Source organism: Streptomyces sp. NBC_01257 (assembly GCF_035917255.1).
Taxonomy (GTDB): Bacteria; Actinomycetota; Actinomycetes; order Streptomycetales; family Streptomycetaceae; genus Streptomyces.
Window position 1 is genome coordinate 392632 of record NZ_CP108472.1, and the last position, 13163, is coordinate 405794.

The window sequence follows — 13163 nt, forward strand, 5'->3', positions numbered from 1 at the left end:
GCTCATGCGCCTTTCGGGGTGAGCTGGCGCCGCAGGTACAGCCAGGAGGCCAGCAGCACGATGACGGTGAGGACGACGGCGACCGCCGCGCCGGCGCCGGGGCGCAGCGCGAGGAACGTCTCCTGGTACATCGAGACCGCGAGCGTCTCGGAGTTGCGGCCGGGGCCGCCCTGGGTCAGCACCCAGATCAGGTCGAACGACTTCAGTCCGTTGACCAGGCTGCTGCCGACGACGATCACGGAGACGGTCCGCAGCTGGGGCATGACGACGTACCAGAACTTCCGCAGGCCGTCGGCTCCGTCGAGCGACGCCGCCTCCAGGGTCTCCGGGGGGATGGTCTGGAGACCGACCAGGAAGAGGATCACCGCCACACCGGTGGACTGCCAGGTGTTGGCGACGATCATCACCAGGGTGTTGCCCGGCCATTCGAGCAGCCAGCCCTGGGCGAAGGAGCCGAGACCGAGCGCCTGGAGTGCCTGGTTCGCCGCGCCGTCCGTGGTGAGGATGAAGTTCCACACGACGGCCACGGCGGAGCCGGAGATCGCGTAAGGCAGGACCACGAGCAGGCGCGCCACCCGGGACCAGCCGGACTGGTTGGTCATGACCGCGATGCCCAGGCCCAGGACCAGGGGCAGGGCGACCGTGCCGACCACCCACATGAGCGTGTTCTCTATGGACTTCGCGAGAACCGGATCGCTGAGGAAGAGGCCGTAGTTGGTGAACCAGGTGAAGGAGGAGACCCGGCCGTCGCTGAAGAAGCCGCGGTACAGCGTCACCGCGAACGGGGTGAGGAGCAGGGCCGCGACGAGCAGGACGGCGGGTGCCAGGAATCCGGCTCCGGCCAGCCTGTCCTTCGTCCTGCGCGGAGGCCTGCGGACCGGGGGTGCGGGCGGCGGCACGGGTGCGGCGGCCGTCGTGGGGCGCCTGTCGAGAGCCGATGTCATGATTCGTCCTTGTTCCAGGCGGCCCACTCCTTGGAAGCCCGGCTCGCCATGCTGCGCAGCGTCGCCTCGGGTGACATGGCCTGCGTCATGAAGGCTCCCAGGTCGTCGGTGTTCCCCTGGATGAGGTTGGGAGGCCCGGACTGTCCGTACCGGGGGAGCTCGGTCCAGTGCTCGCGCAGGGCCTGCTTCCTGATGCGGGCGAGCACCGGATTGGCGGTGACCGCCTTCGGGTTGGCCGAGCCGTCCTGGAGGAAGTCCGTCCACACCCGCTGGACCGAGGGGTGCAGCCAGTGGGCCGCGTTGGCCATGGCGGCGTCGTGCGACACCGCCTTCTCCGGAACGGCCAGCACGCCCGCCTCGGTGATCACGGACCGCTTGGTGGAGGCGTCGACCGGGGGCAGGACGAAGGCGTCGAAGTCCTCGCCCGGCTTCATCCCCGCCGCGGCGAGACCCTGCGACTGCCAGGAGCCGTGCAGGAACATGCCGACCTTGCCGGTCTTCAGCGCGGCCGGGCCGTTGTTCTGGTCGAAGTCGGCCGGGGTCGTCCAGCCCTTCTTCATGAAGTCCTGCCAGATCTGCATGGCCTTGTGCGCCTGCGGATCGGTGTACTTCGCGCGGCCCGCGATCAGATCGGCGTAGAAGACCGGGTCGACCTTGCTGATGAGCTCCTCGAACCATTCGTACGCGGGCCAGTTGCCGCTCTGCGTGGCGACGAAGGGTGTAATGCCGGCCTTCTTGAGCACCTCGGCGGTGTGGAGCAGTTCCTCCCACGTCTCCGGCGCCCGCAGCCCGTGCCGGTCGAACACCTGCGTGTTGTAGAACAGCACGTAGTACGACTGGTAGAGGGGCACCCCGTACACGGCGCCCCGGTAGGACATCGCGTCGCGGAGGGTCCGGGTCACCCAGCCCTCGCGCTCGTAGGCGTCCCACATCTGCGTCAGGTCACTGAGGCTGCCGGTGCGGGCGAGCTGTTTGAGGTTGTAGCCCGACTGCCACTTGATCAGGTCCGTCGCCTTCGTGGTCTGCAGCGAGATCTGCGTGACCTGGGTGTAGGCGGTGGGGTTCGGGTTCGACAGCGGGCGCAGCGCGTACCCGGTGAGCTTCTTGAGCTCGCGCCCGGCCGACACGTATCCCGCGTCCCAGGTCGCGTTGTCGTTGGCCAGTGACGTCGTGCCCGGTATCGAGGCCGTGCTGTCGCCCCGCGCGCATCCGCCGGTCAGCGCGGCCGCCGCGCCGGCCCCGAGGCCCGCCAGCAGGGTGCGGCGGCGGAGCGGGGGAGACGACTGCTCTGTCGTCTCGCCGGTTGATCTCATGGGTTCACTTCCCTCTGGATCCCGGCGGGATCCGTGGCTCTGGGGTGCGGTGTGGAGATCCACCGGAAGCGCGTCTGGCGTTCGTCTGCGCGCTCCGGGTTGCCAGGATGTTAACGACACCACGAGATCGAGACAAGGCTTTCTCCTGGACTTTGACAGATCCGCACTTCAGCCGGGTGAATCGGGGGTCATTTCCTCGTGCGTCTTGTTCGTGTTGAATGTTATCGATACCATTCACACGCTTGCCGGTCCCGTCCTCATCAGGAGCATCTGTGCACCAGCCCCGTCCCTACGAACGCAACCCGCGGTACGCCGCCACCGGCGGCACCGTCGTCACCGGCTGGGCGGCCGCCGTCGCCGACGTGCCGACGACCTCCACCGTTCTCGCCCTCGACGGGCCCGCCGCACTGGACTGGGAGGAGGCCGCCGCCTCCCTCGCCGCCGCTCTGCGCGCCCGGGGCACCGAGGTCACCCTGTGCGACGTCCGGGATCTCTGGTCCGCGGACGCCGTCGAACGGCTCTGTGTCCCGCACGCGGACGCGGACCCGTTCTTCCTGCCCCTGGCCGAGTTCTCCATGGGCGACCTCTTCGTGACGCCCCCCGTCCAGCCGCGTCCGCGCGCCGGCGTCAGGCTCGTCTTCGGTCCGGGAGCCGCGCTCACCGAACCCGACCTGTTGTGGTGGGCCGACCTTCCCAAGCGGTACGCCGAGGAGGCCGTCACGCGGGGAGAGCTGCCGCTCGGTGCCAACCTGGGCCGCCCCCGGACCCCCGGCGAACTGCGCAGCCTCTTCTACACCGACTGGCCCGTCGGCGACCGCCACCGCGACGCCGTCGCCCGCCGGGTCGACCGATGGGTCGACCTGCAGGGCGCGCGGGGCCCCGCCTCTCTGGACGGCGCCGCCGTGCGGGCCACCCTCGCCGTGCTGGCTAGCGGCCCCGTCCGTACCCGCCCCTTCTTCAACTCCACGCCGTGGGGCGGCCAGTGGGGCGCGCGGGAGCTGGGCTTCGAGCCCCGGGGCGGCAACACGGCCCTCGGCTACGAACTCATCGCACCCGAAGCCGGAATCCTGGTCGGCCAGGACGAGGCGGCCCAGGTGGAGCTCCCCTTCCAGCTGCTCTGCGAGCTGCACCCCGAGGAGTTCCTCGGCCCTGACGTCCACCGTCGCTACGGCACGTCGTTCCCCATCCGCTTCGACTACCTCGACACGGTCGGCGGCGGCAATCTGTCCCTGCACCTGCACCCGCGGGAGCAGTACATGCGGGACACGTTCGGCTGGCCGTACACCCAGCACGAGACGTACTACGTGACCGCGAGCGAACCCGGTGCGCAGGTCTACCTCGGCCTGCGGGAGAGTGCTGACGTGGACGTCATGCGCAAGGAGGTCGAGGCGGCCGCGGCGGACGGGCTCCCGCTGCGCGTCGAGGACCACGTCATGACGCACCCGGCCGATGCCGGGCAGCTCTTCATGATCCCGGCCGGCACCCCGCACGCGTCCGGCGAGGGCAACCTGGTCCTGGAGATCAGCGCCACGCCCTACCTCTACTCCCTGCGCTTCTACGACTGGCTGCGCAAGGGCACCTCGGGTGCGCCGCGGCCGCTCTCGTACGCGCACGGGTTCGCCAACCTCGACACCTCGCGGCGCGGCGACGACGTGCTGAAGGACCTCGTCCAGCAGCCGCGGACCCTGCGCGAGGGCCGGGGCTGGCGCGAGGAGGTCGTCGGCGCGCTGCCCGACATGTTCTACGCCGTGCACCGCTTCGTGATCGAGGGGCCGGAGGCCGCCGATGACGACACCGCGGGCCGCTTCCACATCCTCAACGTCTCGGCCGGTGACGGCGTCGTCGTGGAGACCGCCGGCGGTCTCCGTCACGAGCTCGCGTTCGCCGAGACCCTCACCGTGCCCGCGTCCGTCGGCCCCTACCGGCTGCACCCCGTCGGCAGTCGTCCGGTGCACGTGGTGAAGTCCCTGGTGACGCAGGTATGAACCGCGTTCCCGTACTGGAGATCGGCGGCACCCATGTGACGGCCGCGGTCATCGACACCGCGGCCGGACGGCCCGTCCCCTTCTCGGTCGTACGGCAGCCGGTCCCCGCCGGCGCGCCGGCCCGTGAGCTCCTCGACGCGATCGCCGCCGCCGCCGACCGCGTGGACGTCCCGGTGGCCGCGCACTGGGGCGTGGCGATACCGGGTCCCTTCGACTACGCCGCCGGTGTCGGGCGGTTCCGGGGCATCGGCAAGTTCGAGGCGCTGCACGGTGTGGACGTCGGCGCGGAACTGCTCGGCCGGCTGCCGGGAGCCCCGAGCGGCATCAGTTTCGTCAACGACGCCGACGCGTTCGCCCTGGGCGAGTACCGGGCGGGCGCGGCCGCCGGCCGGAGCCGGGCCCTGTGCATCACGCTCGGGACGGGTGTCGGCTCCTCCTTCCTGGCGGGCGGGCACCCGGTCGTGGAGGGCCCCGACGTGCCGCCCGGCGGCAGGGCGCACCGGATGACCGTCGACGGGCTCCCGCTGGAGGAGGTCGTGTCGCGGCGGGCCATCCGCAGGTTCTACGCCCGCACCGCCGGGGTGCCCGATGCCGACGGCCTCCCGGACGTGCACGACATCGCCGGTTCGGCCCGGGCCGGTGACACACACGCCCTGCGTACCGTCCGGCACTGCTTCGGGGCGCTCGGGCGCGCGCTCGCACCCTGGTGCGAGCGGTTCCGCCCGGAGCTGATGGTCGTGGGAGGGTCGATGGCCCGCTCCTGGGGGGACCTGGTGGGGCCGGCCGTCCGGGAGGGGTTCGACTCGTGGGCACCCGGGACCGCGCCCCCGACCGTCACGGCCGGACGCCCCGCCGACGCACCGCTCATCGGCGCGGCCCACTGGGCGTTGCACAGGTCCGCCGGCACTCCCCCCGTACGGACCTAGAATGACGGCGTTCGCCAACCACCGGCCACCCGACGACCCCGCAGGAGAACCGCCCATGGCACAGCAGCGATCGGGTGAGGGCGGAGCCCCGACGATGCGCGACGTGGCCGCGAGCGCCGGCGTCAGTGCCATGACGGTCTCCCGGGTGCTGAAGAACGACACCCGGGTCAGCGAGGCCGCCCGGGAGCGCGTGCTCGCCGCCGTCGAGGCACTCGGCTACCGGCGCAACGAGACGGCGCGCAGTCTGCGGCTGGGCGGCAGCGGGATGATCGGACTGGTCGTCACCAACCTCGCCAACCCCTTCTACTCGCGTCTGGCGCTCGGTGTGCAGGAGGTGGCGTCCGAGCACGGCCTGCGGGTGCTGCTCAGCAACACCGCGGAGCAGGTCGACAGGGAACGCGGGCTCGTCGAGGACCTGGCGTCCCGTCAGGTCGACGGCATGATCGTCGTGCCGGCGGGCAGCAGCCACCGTCATCTCGCGCCCGCGGCGCTGCGCGGCATGCCGATCGTCCTGGCGTCCCGGCCGCCCGCCGGGATGGACGCCGACTGCGTCCTCGTCGACGACTTCGGCGGCGCCGAGCAGGCCACCGGACAGCTCATCGCGGACGGCCACCGCCGCATCGGCTTCCTGGGCAACCCGCCCGCCCTGTACACCGGCGCCGAACGGTTCCGCGGATACTGGGCCGCCCATGAGGCGGCCGGGCTCGAACCCGACGAGGGCCAGGTGCGGCGCGGCCTCACCGATGTGCCCACCGCGGAGGCCGCCGCACGGGCGCTGCTCGACGCACCCGACGCGCCGACAGCCCTCTTCTGCACCAACAACCGCCTGACGCAGGGCGCCATCCGCGCCGTGCGGGCGCTCGGCAGACCGGTCGCGCTGGCCGGATTCGACGACTTCGACCTCGCGGACGTCCTCGGTCTGCCGCTGACCATCGTCTCGTACGACGCCGACGAGATCGGCCGGCGGGCGGGCCAGATGCTCATCGACCGGATCAACGGTTCGTCCGCCGAGCCGATCCCGGCCCGCCGGACCGTCGTACCCACCCACGTCATCCGCTACGGGACGCGCTGACCCGTTCCCTGCCGCCGCTGCCACGGCACCGGCTTGCCCTTTCGCCTCCCCGTCCTCCCTCACGGAGTCCCCCATGCACCACGACCGAACGGTCACCGAACGCCGTCTCGCCCGCGTGCTCGACCAGCGCCTGCGGCCCGCGGTGTACCGCGAGAGCCTGCCCCTGGACGTCGCGACATGGAACGTCACGGGTGAGCCCGTGCCCGTGGCCGAAGGAATCGCAGCCCCGTACGAGCCGGTCCGCACCGGTGCGATGTGGGGACCTGCCTGGTCCACCAGCTGGTTCCGGATCAGCGGCACCGTGCCCGCCGCCTGGGCCGGACAGCGCGTCGAGGCGGTTCTGGACCTGGGCTTCGGCAGCACGCAGCCGGGCTTCTCCGCCGAGGGCCTCGTCCACCGCGCCGACGGAACACCGGTCAAGGCGCTCAATCCCCGCAACACCTGGCTGCCGGTCGCCGAACGTGCCGCCGGTGGCGAGTCGTTCGTCTACTACGTCGAGGCGTCCGCCAACCCGGTGATCTTCGACTCGGGTGCCGGGGGCGACCCCTTCGTCCCGACCCGGTCCGGCGGTGTCGCCCCCTGGCTGCACGGCGACGGGGCACCGGGCGAGCCGCTCTACCGGCTGAACCGGATGGACTTCGCCCTCTTCGACTCCGCCGTCTGGGAGCTCGTACAGGATCTGGACGTCCTCGGAGGCCTGATGCACCAGCTGCCCGAGGACTCCACCCGGCGCCGGCAGCTGGAGCACGCCGTGAACCGCGGCCTGGACGTCATCGACCTCCAGGAGATCGGCGAGAGCGCCGCGCACGCACGCGAGATCCTCGCCCCGGCGCTGGCCTCCCCCGCGCACGCGAGCGCCCACCGCGTCTCCGCCGTCGGCCACGCGCACATCGACACCGCCTGGCTCTGGCCCGTACGCGAGACCGTGCGCAAGGCGGCCCGGACCGTCTCGAACGTCACCGCCCTGATGGACGACCACCCCGAGTTCCGCTTCGTCATGTCCCAGGCGCAGCAGCTCGCCTGGCTCAAGGAGCAGCGGCCCGAGGTGTTCGCCCGCGTGGTCGAGAAGGTGCGCACCGGGCAGTTCCTGCCCACCGGCAGTCTGTGGGTCGAACCGGACACCAATCTCTCCGGAGGGGAGTCGCTGGTCCGTCAGTTCGTGCACGGCAAGCGCTTCTACCTGGAGGAGTTCGGGGTCGAGACGAAGGACATGTGGCTGCCCGACACCTTCGGTTACAACGCGGCACTGCCGCAGCTCATGAAGCTGGCCGGCATCGAGTGGTTCCTCACCCAGAAGATCTCCTGGAACACCACCAACGCATTCCCTCACCACACCTTCTGGTGGGAGGGCATCGACGGGACCCGCATCTTCAGCCACTTCCCTCCCGTCGACTCCTACAACGGCGATCTTTCCGGCGCCGACATCGCGCACACCGAGCGCAACTTCCGGGACAAGGGCGCGGCGAACCGTTCCCTCGTCCCGTTCGGCTACGGGGACGGCGGCGGCGGTCCCACCCGCGAGATGCTGGCACGCGCACGGAGGCTGGAGAACCTCGAAGGTTCGGCGCGGCTGGAGATGGAGGGCCCCGAGGAGTTCTTCACCAAGGCGCGGGCGGAGTACCAAGACGCGCCCGTCTGGGTCGGCGAACTCTACCTGGAGCTGCACCGCGGCACGCTCACCAGTCAGCTCGCCACCAAGCAGGGCAACCGCCGCAGCGAGCACCTGCTCCGGGAGGCCGAGCTGTGGGCCGCGACGGCGGCCGTGCGCGGCGGCCGCCCGTACCCGTACGAACTGCTCGACCGGGTGTGGAAGTCCGTGCTGCTCCACCAGTTCCACGACATCCTGCCCGGCACGTCGATCGCGTGGGTGCACCGGGAGGCCGAGGAAACGTACGCGGAGGTGGCCCGGGAGCTCGGCGAGGTCATCGACGGCGCCCAGCGCGATCTCGCGGCGAGCGGGACCGGGCCGGCCGACGGAAGCGGGGCCGACGGCGAGACCGTGTTCAACGCGGCCCCGCACGCACGCGACGGCGTTCCCGCGCTCGGCGCCTCACCGCGTGGGCGGACTGCCCGCCAGGTCGCCGCCCGGCCCGTCGAGGACGGCGGGTTCGTCCTGGACAACGGCCTCGTGCGCTTCACGGTGGACGCCCGGGGCCTGGTCACCTCCGCCCTGGACCTGACGGCCGGCCGCGAGGCGCTCGCGCCCGGTGCGGTCGGCAACCTCCTCCAGCTGCACCAGGACTTCCCGAACCAGTGGGATGCCTGGGACGTCGACGCGTTCTACCGCAACACCGTGCGCGACCTGACCGGGGCGGACGAGGTCGCCGCGGTCCCCGGCGGGGTGAGGGTGGTACGCAGCTTCAACGCCTCCCGCATCACTCAGGTGCTGCGTCTCGACGAGGGCAGCCGCCGTCTCGACGTCGAGACGGACGTCGACTGGCAGGAGTCCGAGAAGATACTCAAGGCCGCCTTCCCGCTCGACGTACGGGCGGCGGAGTCCAGCGCCGAGATCCCCTTCGGCCATGTCCGGCGCCCCACGCACAGCAACACCTCGTGGGACAGCGCCCGGTTCGAGATCTGTGCCCACCGCTACCTGCACCTCGCGGAGCCGGGCTGGGGCGCGGCCCTGGTCAACGACTCCAGCTACGGCCACGACGTGACGCGGGACGTCCGCCCCGACGGCGGAACCACCACGACGGCGCGGATCTCGCTCCTGCGCGCCCCGCTCTTCCCCGATCCCGACTGCGACCGAGGTGAACACCGGCTGCGGTACGCGCTGGTCCTCGGCGCGGACATCCACGACGCGATCCGCGAGGGCTATCACTTCAACCTGCCCGAGCGTGCGGTCCCCGGCGGCGCGACCGTCGAGCCGCTGGTGCGGGTCGATGACGTCGGCGTCGTCATCGAGGCGATCAAGCTCGCGGACGACCGCTCGGGCGACGTGATCGTCCGGGTCTACGAGTCCGGCGGCGGCCGGGTGCGGACCACCCTCCGAGCCGGTTTCGCCGTCGCCTCCGCACGGGTCACGGATCTGCTGGAACGGGAGCTGGAGAGTGAGCCCGCTCCGGTCCTGGAGGGATCCGACGTGACGCTGTCCCTGCGCCCGTTCCAGATCCTGACCCTTCGCCTGGTGCCTGCCGGCCACGCGGCCTCGGCTGTCGACGTGGGCTGAATGGCGACGGCCGTGACGCGCTCATCAGCCCCGTCCGGGACCCGGGGCTGATGAGCGTCGCCCGGGCCGGGGCACACACGGGGCACAGGGGCTCACGTGGCGCGAGGGATCACACGGCGGACGGGTGCATGCCTGCCGGGCGGATTTCGGGGCAGACGGCGGAACACCGGACGGGCCGAACACGCGCCCGGCCACCACTGTCGTCGCACTGCCGAACACGGGGAGCGCCATGCCCACCGCCCTGCCGGAGAGACCGGTCCACAGGTCCACGGAACCCCGGGCCGTCTCCCGGCCGGGGCGGTCTCCCGCCCTGACCAGTGGCAGCGGCGGGGCCGCCGTCCGGATCGGCGCACTGACCGTCTGCCAGGCCGCACTGATGGTGGGCCTCGGCCTCCTGATCACCGGACCCGCAGCCGGCATCTGGCCCCTGAACAGCGAGGACCGCGTCAACGAGGGCTTCGAGAACCTGCGCAACGCGGGCCTCAACGACGCCTCGTTCATGGCGTCGGAGGCCGGCAACACCGCCACGGTGATCATCATCACCGCCCTGGTCTGTGTGGGCCTGATCCTCATACCCAGGCTGCCGAAGTGGCGGGAGGCGGTGTTCCTCGCCGTCTCCGTCTCGCTCCAGGCGCTGGTGTTCCTGGTCATCACCGTGTCCGTGGACCGGGAACGACCCGATGTGGACCGCCTCGACGCCTCGCCGCCGACCGCCAGCTACACCTCCGGCCACACCGGGGCCGCGACGGCTCTCTACGCGGGTCTCGCCGTTCTGGTGCTCACCCGGATCCGGGGCCCCTGGCGGAAGGTGGCCGGCTTCCTGCTGCTTCTCGTACCGCTGCTCGTGGCGGTGGCACGCCTCTACCGGGGGATGCACCACCCCACCGATGTCCTCGGCGGCCTGCTGAACGGCAGCCTGTCGCTCCTGATCGTCGGCCGCGCCATGATGACCGACGGCAGCAGCCCGGCCCCCGCTCCGTCGAACGCCATGGAGATCGCGCTGGAGGCCGCGGAGGAGCGCTCGGAACACGTGCCGGGCCACACCGTCGTCATCGTCAACCCGACCGTGACCGACGACGCGGAACGCGACACGCTGCGGCTGGTCCTGGAGGAACACGGGCGTCACTCCGTGGAGTTCGTCTCCACCACCGCCGACGACCCGGGCGGCGGCCAGGCGGCCGCCGCGGTCCGCGACGGAGCAGCGCTGGTCGTGGTCTGTGGCGGCGACGGAACGGTGCGGACCGTGGCGGACGCACTGGCCGGTACCGGAGTCGGTCTGGCCGTGGTGCCCTGCGGCACCGGCAATCTGCTCGCCCGGAATCTGGGGCTGCCGCTCAAACCCGCGGACGCCCTGGCCGCCGCGCTGTCGGGCAGCCCCCGCCGGATCGACCTCGGCCGGATCGAGGGCGACGGCCTCCCCCCGACGCGCTTCACCGCCATGGCCGGCGCCGGACTGGACGCCGCGATGCTGGAGCACACCGGAGACCGCGCGAAGTCCGTCATCGGCTGGCCCGCCTACGTGGTGGCCGGTGTCAGCAGCCTGCGAGCGCCCCGGATGTCCCTGTCGATCCGGCTGGACCGCGGGCCCGTTCTGCACCGCACCGCCCGTATGGTGCTCCTCGCCAACATAGGCAGGGTGCAGGGCGGCGCCGCCCTCGTCCCGGCCGCCGAACCCGACGACGGGCTCCTCGATCTGGCCGTCTTCGACCCGCACGGGCCCACCGGCTGGCTGCGTGCCGTCGGCATACTGCTGCGCGGCCGCTCGAAACCGCCCCGCCCCGCCGCGCAGAGCAGTTTCCCGCCCGCCGACGGCGAAGGCACCGGCACCGCGGTGGAGTACTTCACCTTCCGCCGCGCCGAACTCCGCTTCGCTCCGCAGCAGCCGCGCGAGATCGACGGAGACCCGGTGGGGCCGGGCCGGTGGCTCGTCGCCGAGGTCGAACCCGGGGCACTGACCGTGCTCCTGCCGTCAGGGAGCGAGTGAATGGGCACCGCGACCCGGGTCCCGCAGACCCGCGACATGGCAGGTGACGAACTCTCCGCCGACGAGGCGCTGGCCTCGCTGCGCCGCTACGGCCGCTGGGCGCTGGTACGCGACTCCTTCGTCCGCTTCCGTTACGCGGACGGCTTCAGCCACTCCCGCGCGCTCGCCCTTCAGACGGTTCTCGCCGTCATACCGCTGGTCATCGCCTTCGTCGGCCTCTCCGCCACCCTGCACACGGAGAACATAGGGAGACTGACGGAACTGACCATCCACCGCATCGCCGCGGGGCCGAGCGCCGAGGTCGTGGACGACGCGCTCGACCGCAGCCGGCAGCGCGCCGGCGACGGGACCCAGCTCACGCTCTGGTTCGGCCTGGCCTTCTCGCTGGTCAACGTCACCACGGCGATGTGCCAGATCGAACGCGGCGCCAACCGGATCTACGGGGTCGAACGCGACCGCCCCTTCCACCAGAAGTACTTCCGCGGCCTGGTGATGGCGCTGGCTGCCGGGATCCCCCTGGGAATCGGGTTCATCCTGATGGTGGTGGGCGGTGACCTGGCAGCGGCCGCTGTGTCGGTCTACGGGCTCGGCGAGGGCGCCGGGCACGCCTGGGACCTGCTGCGCTGGCCGTGCGGGCTGTTGCTCGCGCTCATCTCCGCGAGCGCGATCTTCCGCCGCTCGCCCCGCCGGAAGCAGCCCGGCTACACCTGGCTGGCGTTCGGGGCGGCCGTCTATCTGGTGCTGTGGACCCTGCTGACCTGGCTGCTCAGCCTCTACCTCTCGGTCAGCGGGTCCTTCGACACCGTCTACGGCCCGTTGAGTGCGTTCATGTCACTGCTCCTCTGGGCCTATCTGACCTCCATCGCCCTCTTTCTCGGCCTGTCCTTCGCCGCACAGCTGGAGGCCGCACGGGCCAAGCGCCCCGGCCCCATCCATCCCGATCCAGGAGCCTGAATGGTTGTACGAGCGACCGGGCGGCTGCTTCGTGAGCGCCGCGCACGGGCGGCCGACCGCAGATTCGGCGCACGGCTCATCGGTGCCGCTGCCGTCGCCGCGCTCTCCGCGGTGCCCTTCGGCCTTCTTCTCGTCCTCGTCGAGGGCCGGTGGCGCCCGCTGCGCGTCATGGACGCGGGTGCGGCGCGGCGGCTGCACGAGACGGCGCGCGCACACCCCGGGTGGACAAGCACCCTCCGCTTCCTGTCCGACTGGGTCTGGGATCCGGCGACGCTGCGTTGTGTGGTCGCGCTGCTGACGGTGTGGCTGCTCTGGCGCCGCGCCTGGCGGCTGGCCGCCTGGTCCGGCGTGACGGCGGTGGCGAGCGCCCTGATCGGGCTGCTGGTCAAGGTCGTGGTCGAGCGGGCCAGGCCCTCCCTGTCGGACCCGGTGGCCCAGGCGCCGGGCTTCTCCTTCCCCTCGGGTCATGCCATGACGGCCACCACCTCGTTCGCCATCCTGCTGCTGGCCCTGCTGCCGCTGGTGCCTCGTGGCCGGCTGCGCACCCTCTTCTGGAGCGTCTCGGTGGTGTCGGTGGTGGGCGTGGGCTTCACCCGGGTCGCGCTCGGCGTCCACTGGTTCAGCGATGTGGTGGGCGGCTGGCTCCTCGGTCTTGCCGTGGTGGCTTCGACCGCCTGGGCGTTCGAAGCCTGGCGAGCCGATTCGGGCCGTCGCCGCAGCCAGATGGCCGAGGGTCTGGAACCCGAACTGAGCGAGGCCGCTCCGGAGCGTTGAACGACGGGCTGCCACGCCGGAGACCGTGGAAGGCGCGCC

9 protein-coding genes are annotated in these 13163 nt (G+C 71.7%); 7 read left to right on the forward strand and 2 right to left on the reverse strand.

Features of this window, described 5'->3' with window-relative positions; all coding sequences use genetic code 11:
* Positions 1 to 2: 2 nt before the first annotated feature.
* Positions 3 to 947: a carbohydrate ABC transporter permease gene (locus tag OG408_RS01755; RefSeq protein ID WP_442806120.1), complete on the reverse strand. Its 945-nt coding sequence runs from the start codon at positions 945 to 947 to the stop codon at positions 3 to 5.
* Positions 941 to 2257 (reverse strand): ABC transporter substrate-binding protein, encoded by a 1317-nt coding sequence (locus OG408_RS01760; protein WP_326667698.1) that lies wholly within the window; start codon positions 2255 to 2257, stop codon positions 941 to 943. Before OG408_RS01760 ends, OG408_RS01755 begins: the two co-directional genes overlap by 7 nt.
* 272 nt (positions 2258 to 2529) lie before the next feature.
* Between OG408_RS01760 and OG408_RS01765 the strand changes: the two genes are divergently transcribed.
* From OG408_RS01765 to OG408_RS01795, 7 genes are all read left to right on the forward strand, one after another.
* On the forward strand, positions 2530 to 4242 hold the full coding sequence (locus tag OG408_RS01765) for a class I mannose-6-phosphate isomerase (RefSeq protein ID WP_326667700.1): 1713 nt from the start codon (positions 2530 to 2532) through the stop codon (positions 4240 to 4242).
* Positions 4239 to 5168: an ROK family protein gene (locus OG408_RS01770; RefSeq protein ID WP_326667702.1), complete on the forward strand. Its 930-nt coding sequence runs from the start codon at positions 4239 to 4241 to the stop codon at positions 5166 to 5168. The genes OG408_RS01765 and OG408_RS01770 overlap by 4 nt, the downstream gene beginning before the upstream one ends.
* Before the next feature lie 55 nt (positions 5169 to 5223).
* On the forward strand, positions 5224 to 6240 hold the full coding sequence (locus tag OG408_RS01775) for a LacI family DNA-binding transcriptional regulator (protein ID WP_326667704.1): 1017 nt from the start codon (positions 5224 to 5226) through the stop codon (positions 6238 to 6240).
* A gap of 73 nt (positions 6241 to 6313) precedes the next feature.
* Positions 6314 to 9412, forward strand: a complete 3099-nt coding sequence (locus tag OG408_RS01780) for an alpha-mannosidase (RefSeq protein ID WP_326667706.1) — start codon at positions 6314 to 6316, stop codon at positions 9410 to 9412.
* A gap of 229 nt (positions 9413 to 9641) precedes the next feature.
* On the forward strand, positions 9642 to 11396 hold the full coding sequence (locus OG408_RS01785) for a diacylglycerol kinase family protein (protein WP_326667708.1): 1755 nt from the start codon (positions 9642 to 9644) through the stop codon (positions 11394 to 11396).
* Positions 11397 to 12350 (forward strand): YihY/virulence factor BrkB family protein, encoded by a 954-nt coding sequence (locus OG408_RS01790; protein WP_285563919.1) that lies wholly within the window; start codon positions 11397 to 11399, stop codon positions 12348 to 12350. It abuts the gene before it with no gap.
* A complete protein-coding gene (locus tag OG408_RS01795; protein ID WP_326667711.1) occupies positions 12351 to 13124 on the forward strand; it encodes a phosphatase PAP2 family protein in 774 nt (257 codons plus the stop codon).
* Positions 13125 to 13163 lie beyond the last annotated feature (39 nt).

Coding starts and splice junctions, on each gene's coding strand:
- OG408_RS01795 (WP_326667711.1), top strand. CDS start 12,351: ATGGTTGTACGAGCGACCGGGCGGCTGCTTCGTGAGCGCCGCGCACGG.
- OG408_RS01770 (WP_326667702.1), top strand. CDS start 4,239: ATGAACCGCGTTCCCGTACTGGAGATCGGCGGCACCCATGTGACGGCC.
- OG408_RS01780 (WP_326667706.1), top strand. CDS start 6,314: ATGCACCACGACCGAACGGTCACCGAACGCCGTCTCGCCCGCGTGCTC.
- OG408_RS01790 (WP_285563919.1), top strand. CDS start 11,397: ATGGGCACCGCGACCCGGGTCCCGCAGACCCGCGACATGGCAGGTGAC.
- OG408_RS01760 (WP_326667698.1), bottom strand. CDS start 2,257: ATGAGATCAACCGGCGAGACGACAGAGCAGTCGTCTCCCCCGCTCCGC.
- OG408_RS01775 (WP_326667704.1), top strand. CDS start 5,224: ATGGCACAGCAGCGATCGGGTGAGGGCGGAGCCCCGACGATGCGCGAC.
- OG408_RS01785 (WP_326667708.1), top strand. CDS start 9,642: ATGCCCACCGCCCTGCCGGAGAGACCGGTCCACAGGTCCACGGAACCC.